Source organism: Mesomycoplasma ovipneumoniae (genome assembly GCF_038095975.1).
GTDB lineage: Bacteria > Bacillota_I > Bacilli_A > Mycoplasmatales > Metamycoplasmataceae > Mesomycoplasma > Mesomycoplasma ovipneumoniae_C.
The window spans coordinates 689,751-712,632 of the sequence record NZ_CP146003.1 but is presented as its reverse complement, the minus strand read 5'-3'; the positions used below and the strand labels follow the sequence as shown (position 1 = coordinate 712,632).

Annotated in this window: 13 protein-coding genes; 9 read left to right on the top strand and 4 right to left on the bottom strand. The window is 27.5% G+C overall.

Annotation, left to right across the window (positions count from 1 at the left end):
- Positions 1-79: 79 nt before the first annotated feature.
- The gene (gene pepF / locus V3255_RS02480) at positions 80-1,903 is read left to right on the top strand and encodes an oligoendopeptidase F (protein WP_333503564.1); all 1,824 of its coding nucleotides are present in this window, start codon (positions 80-82) and stop codon (positions 1,901-1,903) included.
- A gap of 947 nt (positions 1,904-2,850) precedes the next feature.
- On the opposite strand, the gene V3255_RS02475 is transcribed toward pepF, so the two are convergent.
- From V3255_RS02475 to V3255_RS02465, 3 genes are read right to left on the bottom strand one after another with little or no spacing between them, the layout of a single operon-like run.
- On the bottom strand, positions 2,851-3,813 hold the full coding sequence (locus tag V3255_RS02475) for a hypothetical protein (RefSeq protein ID WP_333503563.1): 963 nt from the start codon (positions 3,811-3,813) through the stop codon (positions 2,851-2,853).
- 14 nt (positions 3,814-3,827) lie between these two features.
- Positions 3,828-4,793, bottom strand: a complete 966-nt coding sequence (locus V3255_RS02470; protein WP_333503562.1) for a DnaD domain protein — start codon at positions 4,791-4,793, stop codon at positions 3,828-3,830.
- A 20-nt stretch (positions 4,794-4,813) separates the two neighbouring features.
- Complete coding sequence (locus tag V3255_RS02465; RefSeq protein WP_333503561.1) at positions 4,814-6,157, bottom strand: HAD-IIB family hydrolase; 1,344 nt, start codon at positions 6,155-6,157, stop codon at positions 4,814-4,816.
- A 159-nt stretch (positions 6,158-6,316) separates the two neighbouring features.
- On the opposite strand from V3255_RS02465, the gene V3255_RS02460 reads away from it, so the two are divergent.
- From V3255_RS02460 to hinT, 3 genes are read left to right on the top strand one after another with little or no spacing between them, the layout of a single operon-like run.
- A complete protein-coding gene (locus V3255_RS02460) occupies positions 6,317-8,425 on the top strand; it encodes a HinT-interacting membrane complex protein P80 (RefSeq protein WP_333503560.1) in 2,109 nt (702 codons plus the stop codon).
- A 15-nt stretch (positions 8,426-8,440) separates the two neighbouring features.
- The gene (locus V3255_RS02455; RefSeq protein ID WP_333503559.1) at positions 8,441-10,042 is read left to right on the top strand and encodes a HinT-interacting membrane complex lipoprotein P60; all 1,602 of its coding nucleotides are present in this window, start codon (positions 8,441-8,443) and stop codon (positions 10,040-10,042) included.
- A gap of 24 nt (positions 10,043-10,066) precedes the next feature.
- A complete protein-coding gene (gene hinT / locus V3255_RS02450; RefSeq protein WP_044283894.1) occupies positions 10,067-10,402 on the top strand; it encodes a histidine triad protein HinT in 336 nt (111 codons plus the stop codon).
- 705 nt (positions 10,403-11,107) lie between these two features.
- On the opposite strand, the gene V3255_RS02445 is transcribed toward hinT, so the two are convergent.
- Positions 11,108-12,799, bottom strand: coding sequence for an Mhp366/Mhp367 family surface (lipo)protein (locus V3255_RS02445; RefSeq protein ID WP_333503558.1), 1,692 nt, complete (start codon positions 12,797-12,799; stop codon positions 11,108-11,110).
- A 187-nt stretch (positions 12,800-12,986) separates the two neighbouring features.
- Here V3255_RS02445 and V3255_RS02440 point away from each other — a divergent pair, with 187 nt between their 5' ends.
- From V3255_RS02440 to V3255_RS02420, 5 genes are all read left to right on the top strand, one after another.
- Positions 12,987-14,480, top strand: coding sequence for an APC family permease (locus V3255_RS02440; RefSeq protein WP_337903122.1), 1,494 nt, complete (start codon positions 12,987-12,989; stop codon positions 14,478-14,480).
- A gap of 1,466 nt (positions 14,481-15,946) precedes the next feature.
- Positions 15,947-17,722 carry a hypothetical protein gene (locus tag V3255_RS02435; RefSeq protein ID WP_337903121.1) on the top strand — a complete coding sequence of 592 codons (1,776 nt, stop codon included), beginning with the start codon at positions 15,947-15,949 and terminating at the stop codon, positions 17,720-17,722.
- Positions 17,723-18,124: 402 nt separating this feature from the next.
- Positions 18,125-19,372: an IS3 family transposase gene (locus V3255_RS02430; protein ID WP_333503503.1), complete on the top strand. Its 1,248-nt coding sequence runs from the start codon at positions 18,125-18,127 to the stop codon at positions 19,370-19,372.
- Between the two features lie 22 nt (positions 19,373-19,394).
- Positions 19,395-21,023, top strand: a complete 1,629-nt coding sequence (locus V3255_RS02425) for a hypothetical protein (RefSeq protein ID WP_337905388.1) — start codon at positions 19,395-19,397, stop codon at positions 21,021-21,023.
- Positions 20,974-22,743, top strand: coding sequence for a hypothetical protein (locus V3255_RS02420; protein ID WP_333503500.1), 1,770 nt, complete (start codon positions 20,974-20,976; stop codon positions 22,741-22,743). Before V3255_RS02425 ends, V3255_RS02420 begins: the two co-directional genes overlap by 50 nt.
- Positions 22,744-22,882 lie beyond the last annotated feature (139 nt).

Genomic DNA, 22,882 nt, shown 5'->3' with positions numbered 1-22,882 from the left:
TAATTTTTCCTTAAATTATATTATATATATGTAATATTTGAAGTTAAGGGCGAAATTTCACAAAAACAAAGGAGAATAAATGCAATTTAAAAAATATTCAGAAATTCCCGAAAAGCACCGTTTTGACCTAGAAGTTTTACTTGAAGGCAAAACAATTGAGGAAAATTTTGCCGAAATAGTCCAAATTTCGCAAAAATTAATTGAAATGAAGGACCAACAATTTGATAATGTTGAAAATTTTCTTCATTTTAAAAAACTTGAAGAAGACTTTGGAATTAAATATAACAAAATTTATAATTACATTTCAAACAATATAAGCACAAATGTTGTTAGTCCTGTTTTTAGCCAACTTAATGAAAAATTTTCTTTCTTAATGTCAGAATTTGAGGCTAAATTAGGTTCACTTGATGTTATTTTTTACAAAAATGAAGAAAAAATTCGCAGCTGAATAAATGATGAGCGCGTAAAACCTTATTTAAAAGATTTAAATTATCGACTTGATAATAAAAAACACAAACTCGATGATCAAGTTGAAGAATATCTTACAAAAACATCTTTTGGTGAAGTTTCAGTTTATAAAATTTTTTCAATTCTTTCAAATTCAGAAACTAAATTTGCCGATATTATCGACGAAAAAGGTGATAAATTACCACTTAATTCGACAAATTACTTTAATTATTTAAAAACTGGAAGCCCTCATGTTCGTCAATTAGCCTATCAAAATTATTATTCAGCTTATTTGGAACATAAAAATACTTTTGCAAATTTATTTTATCAACATATTAAATCTGCCTCAGTTGATGCAAAGACAAGAAATTACCCTTCATTAATTCAAGCTTGCTTGTCTTCTGATCGGTTTTTAGAAGATAATTTGCAAAACTTATTTAGTAATGTCGCTGCTGCTTTTCCAATTTTTGATAAATTTTTTCATGCTCAAAAACAATTTTATAAAGCAAAATTTGGAACAAAAATGAATCATTGAGACCGTTTAGTTCCACTTGTTGAGATTAAAGATAATTATTCTGTTGAAGATGCCCAAGAAATTGTCCTTAAATCTATAGAACCAATGGGCGAAGAATATGTAGAAATTGTTAAAAAGTCTTTTTCAGATCGTTGAATCGACTATCACTACGTGCCTTCTAAGCGTTCTGGAGCATATTCGATTGGTGGGTCTTACGGTCTTGAAAAAAAATATATTCTTATGAACTTTGATTTTACAATTAATTCAGTTCATACTTTAGCTCACGAATTAGGACACTCACTTCACTCTTATTATTCTGATTTACACCAAGATTATCACAATAGTTCATACCCAATTTTTCTTGCCGAAATAGCTTCAATCTTTAACGAATTAATAGTTGATGATTATCTTTTGAAAAATCAAGATGATGATAAGCTCAAATTCGATATTGTTTTCCAAAAAATTTCAACCTTTATTTCAACAGTTCAACGCCAAGTTATTTGGGCTGATTATGAGGCTACTTTATATAAAAAAATGGATAGTGGTGAGCTAACTGGTTCATATGATGATTTTGTTAAGGTTTACGAACAAATAATTAAAAAATATAAGCCCAATGATGATGAAATTGACGAAAAATCCTTTATTTATAGCGTAATTGTTCCTCATTATTATTACGGATATTATGTTTATAAATATGCAATTGGTTATCTTGCTGCTAATGTTTTCTTCCAGAAATACAAAAAAGAAGGAAAAACAGCAATAAAAAATTACATCGAAAACTTCCTTTCAAAAGGTGGGTCTGATTGACCAAGCGAAATTCTCAAAAATGCTGGAGTTGATCTTAGCGATCCAGAAATGTACCGTCAAGCGTTTACACTTCTTGAAAGTCAAATTGATGAGTATATTCTTCTAGGTAAAAAAATATTTAATATCAATTTTTAGTCAAATTTTAAATATTTTATCCAAAATTAAAAAGCATGTGATTATTTTTCACATGTTTTTTTGTTTTTTTGAACAAAAAAACAATTAATTATGCTCATTTAGTCAGTCAAAACCGTTTATTCCGTGATATTACCGAGTTTACCAGTTTGATGAGATAATCTTAAAAAAGCGTCGGGTTTAAACCAGGACAAAGAAAATTAACACTAAGGTGTTGGTTTTTTTGTCCGAGTTTAGTTTTAGGACTTTTTTAACTTTTTTGGCAAACTCAGGAATAATAACTGTCAAAGCAAAAACACTAAATTTTAAATCTAATACTCATGAAAGAAAAATTTACTTGCTAATCCAAATAAAGCAAACTAAAAAACCTGTAATTTTAACTTGAAAGTAAAATTACAAAATATTTAAACTGCTTTTTTAGTTTAAAACACTGACAAAAATCATAAAAAAATACAACTAGTATTTAAACTCAATGCAAATAGAAAACTCGTTTTTATTTGCAGCGAGCCTAAAAAAACATATGAAGTTTTGAAAGAACAATAACCAAAAGCCATAAATTTGAAGATTTCTAAACGGTTAAATTTAAGGCATTCCATCATATTTAAAAATATAATGGATAATTCGCATTTTCTGATTTTCTTAGACAAAAAACATAACTAATTCCCCCTTAATTCAATATCAAAATTTATTAATTCATTCTTAGTGCTACTTATTATAACATAATTTTATTTTAGATCAAGCATTTTTTTTTTTTTTTTTGCAAAGTTTTAATTTTAAAATTATAAAAATTAAGATTTACCGTCAAAAACACGGATTTACCGGTATTTTTGAATATTTATATTCCTAAAAACTAAATTTTTGCCATCAAACTGACAAATTCAAAGTAAAAAAATTTAATATCAATTTTTAGTCAAAATTTAAATATTTTATCCAAAATTTAAAAAAAACAATTAATTATTTTCATTCAATCAGTCAAAGCCGTTTATTCCGTGATATTTAATAAGACTAGCGATTTTTTGATTGCCACTTTTGTTATAAAAATCAGAATCAAAACTTAAAATTGTAAGTTTATTTGTGATTATTCTTTCAGCAATAATTTTTTCTAATTCAGCCAAAAATCAAGTTGTAAAATTACTAATTATATCTAATTCAACAATTAGAACATCAACATTTTTTAATTTTTTGGTTAATTTTGCCTTGTTTTCGGTAATAAATTGGCAAATTTCCGACAAGTTAAAGTAACCAACATTAATTTTTCGAATTGCAAAAAAAACAGTAAAAGATTTCAAAAGTAAGGTTTGTGAAACACTATCTCAATTAGTTCAGTAGACCAAACTTTGGTTTATTTTGTTTTTATTTAAATAAATTTTAAATTTTTCTAATAAAGGTAAAATTGTACCGAATTTCCCAACATTAAGTTGTTTCATAATTTTGACAAAATCTTTAAATTTAGGAAAACTTATTTCTGGCAAAAGTAAAAATTCAGCTCATTTTTTATTGTCTTCTGATCAGAGAAAAACACATTTTTCTTCAAGTTTTCTTGTTTCAGGCGTCCTTATTATTTCAAATTTGTAATTAGGAAACTTTTCTCACTCAGTTGCGCGTCAAAAAAGGTCTAAATTTTCGTAATACTCATTTTTATCAATTTTGAGCTGTTTAATTCAGCTGGCAAATTTTGGATTTTTAAGCGCTGATTCATAAGTTAAGTCTAAAAATTTTTCATCTAAATTGACTAATATTTGACTATTTTTAAGGTCATTTTTATCATTTTTAATAACTTCATTATTTTTAGGACCATCATGATCATCATTAGTTAAAATTTTCTCTAAAACGTTAATAAGTGATTTTGCTATCTCTTTGTTGTTGGAATTGCTGCTAGTTGTTTTTTTAGTTTTTGGGTGAATTTCTGTCATATTTTACTTAGTTTTTAATTAATTTCATTTTCATCAATAAATCAGGAAATTGCATTTATCATTTCAGGTGTTTCAACTTTTGATTTTTTAGGACTTTTTGGCTTAGCGATTTTTTTAGCACTTGATTCAGGGTCAATTATTTTTTTAGTTTTTGCACTTTCAGATTTATTTTTATTTTTTATTTTTGTTCTAAAAATCTCTTCAAGTTCAAGCTCAACATCTTCGCCACTAATAATTTGATCATCTCACAAACTATCAAGAATCTTTTTAATATAATTAAATTTTACTTGATTACCAACTTTAAAACAATATTCAATAACATTGTTAATCGCTCAATTAGAAAAACTTCTTTCTTCGACATATTTTAACAGTGAATTCCGAAGTCGAGGTTTCATTGAATATCCAGTTAAAAACAAGTGGTATTTTTCAAAGTTTAGCTCTTTTTTTGCTTCATTGTTGTCAGTATTTTTGACACAATTAAAAATAGTTGAAATGTTTTGGTTGTTCTGTCCAAAAATTTCATAAAATTTTTTTGAAAGATTATGGAAATTGTCAGTTTTAATTTGCCTAGTGTCAAATTCTTCAAAATTATTTTTAAATTTTGATATCAGGCTTAAGTATCTTTTATCAGTAATTTTTTCAGTGATTAGTGGTTTTAAATAAGGATTTTTGTCAATTTGCTCAGAATTTAAAGGTTTTTTTATTTCAATGAAATATTTTTCCTTTTGGGAATCATAAAAGGTTTGAATTAAATTTAGACATTCCAAAATTTCACGAGTTTTATTAAAATTATCAAGACTAATACTGTAAATTTTGTCCAAAAAATCAAAGTTAATTGGCTCGTTTGCGTTTTTGATAGTTAAAAAATATTGGAACAAAAGATAACCTTGAAATTTAACAACGGGAAAATAAAAATATAACAAATTATTTAAATCATTTTGATCAATATCAGAATTTGAAATTACATAACAGGAATGCATAGCAAAGTGAAATTGTAGCCCTATTTAAAAATTTTGGTGAAAAATTTTGGGAAAAATGACGGCCTTTTTCACTTTGAATTTGAGATTTTGACATTATAAAATTTTATTTTATTGCCATTTAATGCCTGGTTTTTTTGGCAAACTTCTTTTTTGACCTTTTTGGATTTAATGTTTAAAAGTAGTTGTTTCCTTGAAGTGCTAATTCAGACAGTTTTTCAAAAAAACGCCTGAAAATCGGCATTTTTTGTCCATAAATTAGGTATTTCAACAAAATGGTAATAATTGGTTTTTAAATGTTCTTCTAAAATTGGATAGATTTTCTGTTCAATAAAGTCACGATTTTGCTGGTTTGTAACCATAAAATCGCGAAGTTTATTTTTATCTAGGATGTTGTTATCAATAAAATCAGGTTTGAACTTTTTAATTATTTCAAAACATGGCTTATTTTCTAAAAAGCAATTAAAATAAAATTCATCTGTATACAAAACAGAATATCCAAATTTTTCAACCGCTTTTAAAAAAGTTGTTTTTCCACTTGCATAAAAGCCAACTATAGCAATAGATTTTGGCTTGAAAATGAAATTTTCAAGCGCTTTTGCTACCCCGAATTTTCTTTTATAACCGACAATGTGTGCATGTTTTTTTAGTTTTCTGGGCGAATTTTTCATCAAAATTAAGGTGTTGACAACATTTTTTGCTGAAATGTCGTTTTCAGAATCGCCAATATGAAATGAATAATTTAGTGAGATATTAGTAACTTTTGAAATAAAAACGGCTGCTTGACCTTTTGAGGCGTTAAAATCGGTAATTTCAATAACAAATCCCTTTTCAATAGTATAAATCTGGATTTTTTCAGAAAAAAATTCCTCAAGAAATTTTCCAAATTTACTTATTTTAAAAATATTAGGTGAAAAAATCAAAATTTTTTTGACACTTTTTGGCAAATCAGCTTTGTTAATGTCTTTTACTTCAAGATTTGAAAAAAATTTTGAAAGAAGATACAAAAAACTTTTTGAAGGAGAAAAAATAACTTTTGAATCAAATGAAATTGAAACATTTCATTTTTTTGCAAAAGCGAGAATTTGTTCTACAATTTTCTGATTAATGCAGGATTCAAAGATTAAATTTAAATTTTGGTCATAAATTTCAGCGCCATTTTGACAAACATAAAAATTTGCAGAAATTTTTTTGCCAATATTAATAATATCAGGCGAAAATTTTCTTCCTGTTGAAATTACAATTTTACATTCTTTAGCTAATTTTCTCATTGAATGCAAATTTGTATCTGAAATTTGGGCATTTTTGCCCTTTCCAATGTCTAAAAGGGTACCATCAAGATCGATAAAAGAAATTTTATAGAACATATTTAAACCAAATTTGCAATATTTTCAGCAAAATTATATAAAAAATGCTAAAATTATATAATATTTTAATAAGTGTTTTTTCTAGTTGAAAAAATGTTTTTTTAATATTACTAAATTATAATATAATTTTGAGTTTTAGTACAAATTAAGGATTTATTTATGAAAAAGCAAAATATATTTCAAAAGATTGCCAATTTGAATTCAGATTCAAGGAAAAAACAACAAGAAAAAGCGCCAGCCAAAACTAAAAAAGTTTGAATTCCAATTACTTTGACTGCCGGTTTTTTAACTGTAATTGGCCTTGGGGTTGGAATTCCTTTGTCTTATTCAAGTGGTTCTAAAAATAATCTAGAAATCCGCGATCCTAAATCCGATATAGTAATTCTTAAGTCCCCTATTGCAGACAAAAATATCAAAGTTGAAGAATTATTGAGCGTTTTTAAATCTGACAATTCAAAACAACGTGATGATCTCCGTGAAGCTCAAAAATATTTAATTGAATTTTTATATAATCAAGAATATGAAGCATCCAAAGTTTTTCAGGCAGCCTGGGAAAACACAAACACTGACAAAACTCAAGGAAATTCCCGCCGCTTTACATTGCAATCCTTTGAAGAAATACGTCAATCCCAACGAAATTTTCTTAATGATGAGCGTAGTAGATACCAAACCACTTTTGGCTTTAATAATTGAGAAACTGAATTCAATAAGTATTTAAATTCAGATCCACGTTTTAATAATGCAGTTAATATTGAACAAGCAGTTGAAGCGCTTTCAATTAATGCAGCACAAAATGTCGCTTTTGCCCGTTTTAAATTGGGAATTAATAAAAATTTTACTAAAAGTGATATCGAAGATCGAATTTTGAAAGATGATATTAAGGACGAAAAAGGACAAGTAGTTTATAAAAAAGGCGAAAAATTATTTGCTAACTTAATTGAGATCGGCAAAAACGGCTTTGGTCCAAATATTGTTAGTCCAAATCCGACCTCAGCATCAAATGATCCTAAAATTTCTGCTTTTATTACTAACTCTTTTATTAAGGAATATGTAAATCCGACTAAAATAATTAACGAAATTTATTTTGATCCAAAAGCACCTTTGGCTGGAAATTTCAATTTTTTTGAAATTTCGCAAATTTCAATTAATGCAAAACCAAATGCAAAAGATGCAAAATCACCATGAACTGTTGATAAAAAAACTCTCCAAGAACTTTTAACTTATAAAGTTTTAAAAACAAGTTCTGAATCATCACTTGCTGAACAAGTTAGCAACAATTTGGAATTAATTGAAAATTTTAAAGGCGGAAATTCTACTGATCCAACTCAAAATAATCAAGATAGAATTCTACTTTCTACTCTGGATTATGAAAATAATAAAAAAAGTGCTGAAATTTTAGGGCAACTTCCAATTGCTTCACTTAGTCAAACTCTAACAAATAATGAAGCTGGTTATATTTTTGCTTTTTTAGAAAATTCAACCTCAGCTGGACCAAAAGCAAAACTTTTTAGCAAAACTTTAATGGAAAAACTTAAAGATTTGCTCTTTAAAAATGCCCAAAGTTTGCTTGTTGATCCATCTGAGTTAAATTCTAAGCCAATTAGTGAAATTAGAAGTTTAAATCAACGACTTCATTCATACATTCAAGGTCTTTCTGATAATGAACTGGCTCAGGCAGGAAGGGCATTTTTAGAAACTTTTGGTGCAGATGAAAATGATAATCGTACTCATTTAGTTTATAATTTAGGTGATAATTTGAAATTAGTGCTTGACTCAAAAGGAATGAAAGTTTTGAGTTTAAATAAAATTAGTAGTCTTGAAGACTTTAACAAAATAATTTCGCACCAATTGCAATTAAGTGCTAATAATCAAATTGACTCAAAACAAAATTCAACAATAAATATGAGTCAACTTTTTGCCGATATTTCGAATAATAATTTTATTCAGTCGCTTTTAGTTCGTGATGCAAATTATCAAAAACAACTTTTAGATTCAAAAAAAACAACAGTTGAGCAAGAAAAAACCAACTTTTTAAATTCAGTTTTACAATCGTCAGAAAATTTTTTGAATTTTTACGTTCTTTCTCAAGTTTTAAATATTAACCAAAAGTTACAAGATTATATTTCCAATGCAACTTTAAATGATTTAAGCGCAGATTTTTGGTATAATAATCAAAAAGAACGTTGAGAATTGAAAGCCGATCCATCAAAAGAGTTGCGTCAGGCGATAATTGACAAACTTGAAAGTCTTTTTCGATTTAGTCACTAGTTGAAAGGAACATTTGTGAAAAATCACCCCAAAAAAAACAAATTTTTAAAAAAATTACCGGTTTTCTTAGTTTTAGGTACATCTTTTAGCGCTTTAGTTTCCTGCACCGTTGATGTTAATTCGGGCGGAAGGTTTGATGAAGACCGAAAACTAAGTTCAAATGATGTTAAGGATTTTGTTGAAAATGCCTATGTTGAAAATATTTTAGCCCAAAATATTTTCAAAACCGGCTCAAATTCACTAGCTAGTGAATTTACAAATACAAATTCGCAATTTTTTACCCAAGCAAAAGCGGCTTTTGATTTTTACCAAAACTACCAAATTAGTTTAGATCCAACTTATAGTTTAAAATTAATTGCCCAATTGCAAAGCACTAATGCAATTTCAGCCAGTGATTTTGCACTTTTATCACCTCAGGCTGGTTATAATAAGACTTTTAATGATCAAGCTTTTATTGTTTTATACAATAATTTTTCAACCGGAATTACCCGTGAAATAAATAAAATGTTGCTAGTTAAGGCTTATTTAACTCAACTTGATCAGCCAAATTTGATTAAAGATTCTCAAATTTACAAAGATGGTATTTCAACAAGAACATCCTTTACATCACGGCAAATTTTTCAAAATATTGATCCAAATTCACCTGATTTTTTTCTAATTCACTTAATGTTAACAAAAAATCCGGTTCAAGTTTGGCAATTTGAATCAAGCGACCCAAATAGTATAAGTACTTTTTCACAACTAAAAATTAAAGATACTAATACTTTTAACACACTTTTACGTAGTGAAAATATTAATTCTAGATTAACTCGCAAAGAGCAACAATTTGAAAAACTTGGTAAAAATGACGAGATTGATACAACATTATTGCTTGGATATGCCGGAATTTTGTACCGTCAAAATGCTTCTTTAGGTGATTTATCATTCCAATTTAACGATCTTAGAATTCAAGGTCAAACTAAGTCTGGTTTTTTAGATCCAGCATCAAATCTTCTTTGGTCAGCTAAAGATTTTCAGAATTTTAACTTAATTAATCAAGCAAAAATGTTTCCTGTTGAGCTAAGTCCAAATTTTGACCGTAAAAAAACTAAAGATCAAGTCCAAATTTCTGACTTTGAGCTCAAAATTCCTGCTCAGATTCCAGGAGTATCATATAAAATTAAGAACGTAATTCCGACAAAAGATAACGATGCTAATAAATTTGCTGTTGGTGTTCTTGTCGAAATTAGCATAAATTCATCAAAATTTTATTACAATGTTGATGTTAGTTGGGATGAAAATAAAGTCCTTTATAATCCCCAAATAAATGCTGATGGTCAAAATTTACCAAAAATTGATAACGGAATTGCGGCAGTTAGTTCTGATTTGTCAAAAATATCGGTCAAATATTATAACAAATTAGCTCCTCTATATGATAAAATAGTTGAAGAAAATAACACAAAACAAGTCTACTTTTCGCTTGAAAATACACCTTGAAATACCCAAGAACAAAAAACAAAACTAGCTTATTCATTATATCTTGCTGATCAAGGTGGAATTTTCCGTGATGCTAAAAACTTTTTTGAATCAATTGGATATAAAATCGAATCTAAGGATCCAATTGTAAAAATTAGTTAATTGTTAGAAAATTTTAGGGAAAAAATGGAAAATACAACATTATTTTTAGATATTATTGCAAAAAAATCACCAGCAAAAATTATTTTTGAAGATGATCAAGTTATCGCTTTTTTTGACAAGTTTCCGGTTTCACCTGGTCATTTTTTAGTTGTCCCTAAAAAATATTCACGAAATTTATTTCACATTTCCGATGAAGATCTTACTTACTTAATAAAAATTGCAAGAAAATTAGCATTAGAGCAAGTTAAGCAACTTGGCGCAACTGGTTTTAGACTTCAAGTTAATAACGAAAAAGATGCAAAACAAACAATTTTTCACACACACATTCACATTATTCCGTTTTATAAAAAAGAAGAATAGTAATAACTAATCCCCCTTTTTTGAATTAAATCTCAAAAAAGGGGGATTTTATTTTACATAAACTTTCAAAATCCTTTCAACTAAATTATAATTATTTGCTCTTCCCGAGTTTCCCAGTTTGATGAGATATCTTAAAACAGGTGCGGTTTTAGGACTTTTTTAACTTTTTTGGCAAAAGTTAATTACCTATTTTAAAACACAGGCAAAAATCAATTTACGGATAAAACAACAAAAATCATAAAAAATACAACTACTATTTAAACTCAATGCAAATAGAAAACTCATTTTATTTAAATTGAGCCTAAAAAAATATATGAAGTTTTGAAAGAGCAATAAATAAAAGCCCTAAATTTGTAGATTTCTAAACGGGTAAATTTAAGGCATATCATCATATTTAAAAATATAATGGAAAAATTCGTATTTTCTGATTTTTTTTATAGCAAAAACATTCTTAATTCCTCCTTAATTCAATACAAAATTTATTAATTATTCTTAAGTTAGATTTATTATAACATAATTTTTTTCTTAGACCAATCATTTTTTTTTTTTTTTGCAACTGTTAATTTCAAATTATAAAAACTTAGATTTTAGCGTCAAAAAACCCGGATTTACGGGTATTTTTACCTACCTGTATTCACTAAAAAGTGAATTTTTACCATTAATCTGCCAAACTCAAGTTTGAATTAAACCCAAAAAAAGGGAATTTTATTTTACATAAAGTTTCAAAATTCTTTCAACTAAATTATAATTTCTTGCTCTTAGGGCAATTCCGGAAGTTAAGTGGGATGTTAGGCCGAATTGATCATAAAAAAGTGAATGAGCATTGCCATTTACAGTTAAAATTGAACGATTAATAAAAGCAAGGCTGCCATCTGCATTAAAAATTCCACTTCCTGAAGCTCCAGGTCCGTTTGTTGCAAAAAAATTAGCGGCAACTAAACGAGGGTCATTAGCATCTCGGCGGAAATTTATACCTTTAAAAACATTTTTTGAAAATAAATTATTTGCCCAAAACATCCCTATTTTTGTTGTATAGTCAAAATCACCATCCTCTCAAATCCGGTCTGAAATTTTCAATGGTGGAAATTTTGAAATTTTTTGTCAATATTTTTTAAATTCGGCAAAATCGTTGACAAAATTTTGGAATTTCCCATTGTTAAGTGAGTGAGTTGAATTTATAAAATTTTGTTGTTGTTCGCTAAAAAATTTTATAAGTTTGTCAACATCGCTTATAAATTTTGAGTAATTAAAATAAAAAACTGCAATGTCAAAGTCGTAATTGTCTCATTCAGCCAGTTCGAAATAATTTTGATACAAATCCTCCATATATTGATTAATTTCTGCATTATTTTGGAAACTAAATGGTAAGTTAGGTACTCCTTTTTTTATTTTTTCTTCTTGTTCAAAAAGACGAAATAAAATGCGATTATCCAGTTCTTTTATCTTAAAATCATCATAATATTGTAAAAATTTAATTAGTTTTGCATTTAGTTGATTTTGACCAACCTTTTTATTCATTAATTTTCAAAAAGGTATTTTGCTATTTCCTACATGAATAACGTGAGCATTAGTCAAAAAAGCTGCTTTTTCGGCATTTGCATTTAAAAAAATGCCTGTCCCAGACGCAAAACGCATGTTTCTTGTAAAAATATTGGAAAATCTTTTTTGCTCAAGACTATCAGAATTAAACCCAAATCAAGGTAAATTATAATAATTTCCTAAAGCGGGGCGGTTAAAATAAGCAAAATGATTTTGTTTAGCCGCAATACTAGCGACTAAATTTGGATTCATTTTATTAAGCAAATAAACTTTTAAATTATTATTTTGCTGCCCAAGAAAGGTGTTTTGGTTTTCTTTTTTAACAACATTTTCCCAATTTCTAAGAAAATAGCGGCTATAATTTGAAACTTGATTGTTTGGGGCTTTAAAATCATTTTCTGTAAGATTTGATAATAAATCTGTGCGGAAATTGCGAATTGATTTATTGTTTACTTGAACAAAATCAAAAACAGGTTGATTTTGTTCGACTGATTCAATATCATTTCCGGTTTCAGTTTTAACTTCCGTGTCAGTTGTTATTTTAGAATCCGGCTTTAATGAATCAATTTTTTCTGGCTGTTTTTTCTTATCTTCATTAGTTTCAACTTTGGGCGGATTAGTTTGAATTTCGGGTGGTTTAGTTTCAACTTTGGGTAAATTATCTTCAACTTTGGGCGGATTAGTTTGAATTTCGGGCGGAGTAGTTTCAACTTTGGGCGGAGTAGTTTCAATTTCTGGCGAATTATTTCCAACTTTTGGCGGATTATTTTTTACGAACTGAATTTGCGAAGTGCAACTTATAACTACAAAAGGACTTAGAAAACCTAAATAAAACAGATATTTTGATAAGTTTTTCATAATATATCTCTCTATTAGTTATAAAACAGCAATTTTTTAGATGTTAAATTGAAAAAATTGCTTTGATTTTGTAAATTATACAATATAATTTTTAAATATTTAAAATTTTATCAACTTACAATTAATCAAAAAGGAATCTCATGAAAATTCAAAGCGCCCGAAAACTTGGTTTTTTGCAGCCTTATCGATGCTCGTTGGCTCAGTTGTCGGAATCGGAATTTTTTTCAAAAATAACAGCATCGCCGCAACCACTAATAATAATGGTTATGCATGACTTTTTGCTTGAATTATTGGAGGAATAATTTCGCTTTTTGCTGCAATTAGTTTTTCTGAAATTAGCTTTTTAAAACAAACCAAACTAAATGGGCTAGCAAACTGGTCTTACCAAATTGGTGGCAAAAAAAGTGGTTATTTTGTCTTATTTAGTTACGGATTTTATTATTTAGGAATGCTAAGCCTAATTTTAGGAATATTTTCGTCTGAAATTACAATTTGGTTTTTTCAGACAGCTAGTGGCTCTAGTTTTTCATTTCCGTTTTGGGCTCACATATTATTAGGTGCTTTTTTTACTATTTTATTTGTAACAACAAATTATGTTTCTGTTAAATTTTCTGGATATGTTGCACTTGTTTCAACAGTTTTAAAATTTGTTCCATTAATTATTGCTGTCTTTGCTGGGATTTTTTTTCCAACAACTCATAATGCTGGTGGTTCTAGTGCTTTTGTAGTAACTGAAAAAAATAGTTTTGATTTTTCAAAATTAGTGCTTGCACTTCCAGCGGTTTTGTTTGCTTATGATTCATTTCTTTCAGTTGGTTCAATTCATAATAAAGTTCAAAAAGCAAGTAAAAGAGTCCCTTTGATTATTACAGCGGGGATGATTTTAATTGCTAGCGTTTACACTCTTATTGGTTTATCATCAGCGCTGCATAATAAGGGAACAATTTCAGGTCTAATTAGTGACGTTTTCCCGGCTAATGCAGCCCGTGGCATTACTATTTTTGTGGCTGTTTTCCTTTTGATTTCAACATACGGTGTGGCTAATTCTTTAAATGCTGCATTTGTAAATCAAGTTAGAGACCTTGTAAAATTAAATGCAATTGTTGGCGCTCATAGTTTAAAAAAGAAATATTCTAACGAAAAAGTTACAATTTTTTATCTTTTTATTACATTAGTGTTTTGGGCGCTTGTTATTTATATTCCTTCGCTAGCCATTAAACTTCCAAAAAAAGATGGAACAGGAATTGGATTTGGTAGTGATGTTATTGTTGATTCGATGTCCAATTTCCCTTCACTAATTTTCTTTGGTGTATATATGGCAATTATTGTCGCCTATTCACGCAAAAAAATAAAGTATCCTAATTCAATTGAGCGTAAAATTAACCCAAAATTATATTGAATTTCAGCAATAATTTCTTCAAGTTTAATTCTAATTGCCGTTGCCGCCTTTATTTATTCACAAATTTATGCCGTTGCAACACAAGCTCATTCTTCTTCTGGTGCTGGAGTTTTTGCTGATAATGGTTTAATGCTTACAAATATTGGTAGTTTTCTAATTTTTATTACACAAATATTAATATTTGTTTCTTTCCCTTATATTAATTACTTCTTAATTTCTAAAGTTGATAAATTTGATTTGTTTGATAATTTTGACTCAGCTAAAATTGAAAAAGCTGAATAAAAATCAAATCTATTAAGAAATTTATTTAACCTGTTTTTTCATTTTTATCTATTTAAAAATAGTAATTTTGCTAGTTAAATTTATGTTTGCTTGCAAAAATGCACCTCCCAAGTTTACCAGTTTGATGAAATAATCTTAAAAAAGTGTCCTGGTTTATTAGTTTGGGCACTTTTTTAACTTTTTTGGGCAGCTCAGAAAAAATAACTATCAAAGCAAAAACACTGAATTTTAAATCTAAGACTCATGAATGCAAAATCTAATTATTAATAAAATAAGGCAAACTAAAAAAGCAAAGTTATAAAATATTTAAACTGCTTTTTTAGTTTAAAACACTGACAAAAATCATAAAAAAATACAACTGCTATTTAAACTCAATGAAAATAGAAAACTCATTTTTATTTACATTGAGCCTAAAAAAATATATGAAGTTTTGAAAGAACAATAATTAAAAGCCTTAAATTTGAAGATTTCTAAACGGTTAAATTTAAGGCATTGCATCATATTTAAAAATATGACGGAAAATTCGCGTTTTCTGATTTTTTAGCCAAAGAACATAAGTAATTCCCCCTTAATTCAATACAAAATTTATTAATTTATTCTTAGTGAAGATTATTATAACATAATTTTTTCCTAGACCAAGCATTTTTTTTGCTAAGGGTTAATTTCTAAATAATAAAAATTAAAGCTTTGTTGTAAAAAACATGGATTTACCGGTATTTTTGCATATTTGCATTCAATAAAAAGTGAATTTTTGCCATCAAACTGGGAAATTCAGGAAAATATGCCTGAATTTAGCGCGGTTTATTTTTAGCGATTGATTAACATAATAACTTATTCTTTTAAAAAACAATTTTTTAGGTATTTTTTCCTAAAAAATTTTTAATATATGGTATAATTATAGCAATAAAGAATTAATATTGTATATAAAAAGGAAAAACATGAAGAATAAGTTAAAGTTTTTTAAGTTTATGGCTAATTTTGTCGCTTTTTCTTGATTAAACCTAAGTGTTTTAGGGTTGCTTCGGCATTTTTAAAATAGAAAAAGCTATTTAGATTTTAAAGTAAAAGTCCACGATTTAGATTTATTAAAGTCAAAAAACCACTAATTTTGATGATTTAGCCCATTTTTTTAGCCAAAACCAACAAAAGTCGCTTGTTGTCAATCCAAATATTAAAAAAGTAAAACACATCTAAACAGAACAAACACTAATTTAACCCCTAATTTAGATGATATTAAAATTCAAATTAATCAAGAGCCCTTCTAATTTTAAATAGATCTTTACTTGAATTTCTTAACAAAGAAAGTGAACTACATTTTGAAAAGGTCTACTAAAACTAAAATTTGACGGGGATGTTGTTGAATTTAGAGAACTTCAAAACCAAATTTGTGTTTAAAAATCTTCTTTTTTATAAATTACTATATTAATAATAAAAAATGTTAACCATTGAAAAGGTGAGTGTTTCTTATGAAAAACCAAGTAAAATTTTTAGCGTTTAAGGCAAAAAAACAGTTAGAAAAACTAAAATATTTAGAAATTAATATTAAATCTTTTTGTTCAACTTATAATATGTTCAATCACGATGATTTTCGGCGTGATAATTGCGACGACAACGACCGAGCAATACCAAATTTTTTATGAGTTTACCTTACAGATAATTGTTCTATTAGTGCTAACCCAATCGAAACAGTTATTGGCATAAACTATAAACAAAATGATTATGTTTATAATTTAAAGTTAGAAGATATACTAAAAACTACTTTTTTTTCTAAAGAACTCACAAGTTTTCATTTTTACAACCAAATCAAACCCCTAATCGATGAATGAGAAGATAGTATTCCTTGGCCATTTGCTGGAGGAGAGGAAAATGATTCCACAAAGCAAGGCTATTTTTCTGATGGCTTATATGACACTAAAGGTCGAAGAATGGTTGTTGTTGCCTTTGAAAATTTTGGTGATAAGAAAAAATGTGAATTTTCAATTTCGTATCCTACCCTTTTTCGGGCAATTTTTAAATCAAAAAATAAACTAAAAGAAATTGAAAATTTAATTATCAAAGAAATTCAGGAAAGTGTTCCTTATGCAAAGCCAAAAAATTTAGCAAATTATGGCGAAAAAATCTTTGATTTTTTATCAAATATATATGAATATAATTCAGAGTTTCTAGATATAAATAGAGCATATTTAGGACAAAATGTAGAAAATATCTACAATTTGTTATTAAAAGAGAATTATAATTTTAGTGAAAAAACCAAAATTCAACCAATTCAAAATGTATTTACTTTTGAAACTTATGAAAATTTGCTTAAAAAATTTGAAAAATATGGGATTAAAAAACTCGATTTAAACATTGAAAATCGTGATAAATTTATTCTTAGTTGGTTTGATAAATTTGGGCCGGAATATCGAAAGTATTGTAGTAAACTTTTTGGTGAAGAAGGCGAATATTATTATGATAATTTGAATAGATGGACAAATAAAATTGAATTTATCTATTTATTGCAAATTTTATTTGGACCTAGATATGATGTAAATACTGAGTATTTTCATAGTGAACCTGATTTTTTCATTTTACCAAGTTGAGCTAAACTAAAACTGGAAAATTTCCAAATTTTCTACTTTGGCGGGGAAGAATATGGACTTTTTGATGAAATAATTGAACAATTTGACTCAAAAAAGCCAGTTTTTTGATTCCAACCATATTATCGCTCAGCATATAGAACAAGTGTTGGTTGAATTTCACCAATTTCCTTAAAAAATTTTATTTTATTGTATGTTGATGGCCAAAAAATTTATTACTGAATTGGCCACTCAAATTTATATGATGATATTTATCAAGGTAAATACGAAATTTTAAAATATTATTTTAAACAAAAATTAGTCAAACTTGAACAAGATATTTTTCTGCGCGATAGTCAAGATCCACCGTTCTTTGTTTATTTTACAAAAAATCACGATTATCTAACTAAAAATGTAATGGGGTCTTCAATCGAAGAACTAATTTTATTTCGTGATGCAGTGAAAAAATATGAACAAGAAACGCTTGATGAGTACCAATCTTTTCGAAAATTTGTAAAAAATTCAAGTTTTTATAACGAGCAGGAAAAAGCATTAATTTTAGAACGACACTTTGATTTTTCTTGAGATTATGGTAGTAAAAATTGTTACTATGATGAAATAGAAAAAATCGATTTTCGTGGCTATAAAAGCAAAAAATATCTTGAGATGGAAGGGAAATCGTAGATCTTTTTGTTAATTAATAGATTTAAAGATAAAAGATTTAAGTTTATTTTTAAAATTTTTAACTTGTTTTTCATTTTTATCTATCTAAAAGTAGGAATTTCGCGACTAATTTATGTTTATTTGCAAAAATGCGCCTGAATTTTAAACCAGGACAAAAAAGCCAACACCTTGGTGTTAATTTTTTTGTCCTGGTTTATTTTAGTGTAATTTATTTTTAGCAATTGATTAACATAATAACTTATTCTTTTAAAACACAATTTTTAGGCATTTTTCCTAAAAAGTTTTTAGTTATGTTAAAATTTTAATACTAAAAAAATTAATTAAAAAAAGGAAAAAACATGAACAAAAAGTTAATAAATTAGTATATTAATTTCAGGCACATTCAAAAAAAGGTGTGTCAAAATGAAACAATACAAATTCACAATTGAAGACAAATTTAAATATATCAAAATTGCCGAATCTAAAGGGTTAAAAAATGCAATTTTGCATTTTGCTGAAGAATTTAGAGAAATTTACAAAAGCAAATCAAAAAGTAAAAAAGCACATAAAGAATGAATGTTGCATATATATGCTAATAATTTGATAAGAAATTGGCAAAAAAAGTTTTATAATAATGATATGAAAAGTCTAATAAGCACTCGTGGAAAAATCAAATCTCCGCGTAAACCAAAAAAGAAATATACAATTAATGATCTTTCTGAAAATGATCGTGAAATTTATCAAGAAATAATGGAGAATGTTCTTAGAAGATACGGGATTGACCCCGCAATTGTTCTTGAGGAAGTCAAAAAACGAAAACAAGAGCAAGAAAAAGATAAAAACAAAATCGAAAATTCCACTAGAATTTGTAGTGTTTTTAACGTTAATCGCAGTTCGATTTATGAGAAAATAAGGGTGAAAAAACCACCAAAGAAAATGATTTATGATGAAAAGTTACTTGAGTGAATTCGTGAAAATTTCAATTTGAATCGAAAGGTAAAAGGCCGAGACATCCTATATAATATTTACATAAATCAGGGAAATTATGTAAGCACGTACATGTTTCAAAAACACTACGAATTTTTAGGATTAAAATCAATTGCTTATAAAAGGCAAGGAAAACCAGCGCCAAAAGAGAAAAAGTTTACGCGAATTTGGACTGAAGATCATATCAAAGGTGAATTTAGCTCAGAAAATTTTGGTGAAAAATGGTTTGCTGATATTAAATTTATCAAAATTAACAACGAATGATTTTACCTACACTCAATTATTGAAACAAAATCCAATTACTTGCTCAATTTTTCGATTTCTAAAACAAGATTTTCAGAAGAAACTATAAACTTAGTAAAAGAAACAATCAAAAAGTATAATATTAAACCAAAATTTTTCCATTCAGATCATGGCGTGGAATATGCGAACTACAAATTTGCTAATTTTTTAAGACAAAACAATATCCAACAATCAATGTCACCAAAAGGAAATGCTCTTGCAAACCGACCTATTGAATATTTTTATGCCGTTTTTCAACGCGAATTGATTAATATTGAGGGCCAAAATTTTGAAAATGTGGCTATTGCTTATCAAAAAATAAGTGAATTTATTGATTGGTATAACGATCAAAGGCCTCAAAGTTGTTTATCATATAAAACTCCAAGCTATTATATGAGGTAAATTATTTGCCCAAATTTTTAAAATGAACATGCTAGAAAAAATTAACAAAAGTGGTGTAATCAAAATCATAGGTAAAAAACTAATTGTCTGAGATTTTTCTACCAATTTAATGAACAAAAAGTTAAAGTTTTTTAAGTTTATTACTAATGTTGTCGCTTTCACTTCGCTGACACTAAGTGTTTTTGGTCCGCTTTGGCATTTTCAAAATACAAAAATCAACTCAGATTTTAAACTTGAAACTCGTGATATAGATTTATCAAATTCAAAAAAACCGGTAAATTTTGATGATTTAGTGCAAATTGTTTCAGCAAAAAACCAACAAAATTCGCTTGTTATTAATGCAAATATTAAAAATACCCAAACACGTCTAAACAAAACAAGTACTAATCCAGACTCTCCTAATCTAGATGATATTCAGATTCAAATTAATCAAGAAGGTGAGGTAATTTTAAATAGTGCTTCACTTGAATTGGTTAACAAAAAAGCTGAACTCTATTTTGAAGAAGGTGTACCAAAACTAAAATTAGAAGGTTATGTTTTTGATTTTAGAGAGCTTAAAAATCAAACTCGAGTTGAAAAAACCTTCTTTTTCCTTTTTTCTATTCCATTTATTGTAAAAGCTGCTGCAGCTGTCGTTGCCGCATTTGCAGTTTCCGCAGCTGCCCAACCATATATGGGAACTTTTCCAAATGTTGCTGGTGTAGGTACATGATATGGGGGCGGAGGAAGTTACTATCCGTCAGTTGGTTATAATCCTGTTTATCCATCAGTTGGTTATAGCCCTGTTTATCCATCAGTTGGTTATAGCCCTGTTCATGCGCCAGCTGATAATAACCCTATTACTGAAAGAACTGAAAGCTCAATTGTGGTTGACTTAGATAAATTACCAAAAGCAAAAGGTGAGCCTAGTATTAAAGAAATAACAAATATAGCGGCTTTAGAACTTTCTATTGTAAAAGCAAAAGAAAAGGAAAAATTAAGACAATACACTGGAATCCATCTTGCCTGATTTTTTAATTTTCACAGTGAAGACTTAGAGCCTCATTTTGTTATTAGTAAACAAGCAATTCCAGAACCTGCCGCGTGACTTTTAGCGGTCGGAAGTTTGCTAGCCCAATCAGAATTAACCAAAATTATTATTAAAAACTTGCTACCTAGCTCAGTAAGAGATAAAATGTATGAAAAAGATGAAGACCGTAAAAATATGGATAAGAAACTAAATTCACCTATTGATTTTTATTCATATAATAGATCAGTTATGGAAAATTTGGCGATAAAAACAAAATATACAGCAAATTTGCTAGTAGGAAATAAAGGACCAAGAAACCCAAATTATAATTTAAATAATGATATCGGTTTTACTAATGATCGTTTTGTTGTTGGAAAAGGCCTAGCTAGTGATGCTATTAATTGAACTGACCCTAAAAATGCGTTTGATATTGATACAAGCAAAAATAGAAATATACCATCATACATAAAAATATATTTTCCCAGTTATCATGTAAGGAGAGTAAGAATGATAGGGAAAAAGCAAAAGGGCATAGAGAAGGAATTTATACCAAGAAAAGAAATGTTAAATGTTGAAAAGGTGCATTTTTTATATGGAGAAGCAATTAGATTTAGTAACCAAGTCAAAAAAACAATTAATTAAACTAAAATATATAGAAATTAATATTAAAAGTCGTTGTTCAATTCGAAACATGATTGAGGACGATGTTGATTTATCGCATGGTTGTAATTATAAGAATTATCCATTTCCAGTTTTTTTATCCAATTACCTTTATGAATACTTCAATCCTAATCCAATTGAAAGAATTATTAGTTTAAATTATAAACAAGAAGATTATGTTTATAATTTAAAACTAGAAGATATCCCAAAAAGTGTGTTTTTTTCCAAAAAACTCAATAAATTTGATTTTTATAATGATATTAGGTGTTTAATTGGCGGTTGAGCAAACAGTGAATATTGTGATAAAAATGGAAAAGAAAATCTTGGTCTTATCTCTGAACTTTATCCTGCATACACTTTACACGATGGTAAAGGTTTTGAAGAGGTTGTTGTTGTCTTTGAAAACTTTGATAATATTGAAAAATGCGAATTTTCAATCTCTTATCCGGCTATTTTTTGAAAAATATTTAAATCAAAAACCGAATTAAGAGAAATTGAAGCTTTAATTATTAAGGAAATTCAGGAAAGTGTTCCTTATGCAAAACCAAAAAATTTAGCAAATTACCACGAAAAAATCTTTGATTTTTTATCAAATAGATTTGAATATGATTCAAAGTTTGTAGATATAAATAAACCATATTTAGGACAAAATGTAGAAAATATTTACAATTTGTTATTAAAAGAGAATTATAATTTTGGTGAAAAAACCCGAATTGAACCAATTCAAAATGTATTTACTTTTGAAACTTATGAAAATTTGCTTAAAAAATTTGAAAAATACGGGATTAAAAAACTTAATCTAAACATTGAAAATCGCGATAAATTTATTCTTAGTTGATTTGATAAATTTGGCCCAGAATATCGAAAATATTGTAGCGAACTTTTTGGTGAAGAAGGCGAATATTATTATGATCATGCGAATAATTGGACAAATAAAATCGAATTAATTTATTTGTTGCAAACTTTATTTGGTCCCAAATATTGAGTTGAAGAACTAGATTTTTATCCTGATAAACCTGATTTTTATATTCTACCAAGCTGAGCAAAATTAAAACTTGAAAATTTCGAAATTTTTTACTTTGGTGGGCAAGAATATGGATTTTTTGATGAGATAATTTCCCAATTTGACTCAAAAAAGCCAGTTTTTTGATTTAAACCATATTACTACTCCGCCTATGGAGCTGGTGATGCATGAATTTTGCCAATTGCATTAAAAAATTTCATTTTATTGAATGTTGACGGTCAAAAAATTTATTACTGATTTTGCCATTCAAATTTATATAATAATATTTATCAAGGTAAATACGAAATTTTAAAATATTATTTCAAACAAAAATTAGTTAAACTTGAACAAGATATTTTTCTACGTGATGGTAATGATCCGGCGTTCTTTGTTTCTAGATCACCAAGGCAAAATAATTTAATTAAAAATGTGATTGGACCATCTATGGAAGAGTTAATTTTATATCGGGATGCCTTGAATAAATTTCTAAAAGGAACAGACCATGAATTTGAGTATTTTAGACGCTTTCTAGAAAATACTAATTTATATAGCCAGCAAGAAAAAGAATTAATTTTACAACCACACCTTCTCTTTTCTTGAGATTCTGATGATTGGACTGAATATTATGATGAAATTGCAAGAGTAGATTTTCGCGGTTATAAAAGCAAAAAATTTATTGAGATAGAAGGAGAATCGTAGATCTTTTTGTTAATTAATAAATTTAAAGACAAAAGATTTAAGTTTATTTTTAAAATTCTTCACTTAGATTTTTTACATTCTTATTTATTTGAAATATATATATTCTTGAAATATATTTTTTTGCCAAACTAACAAAAAA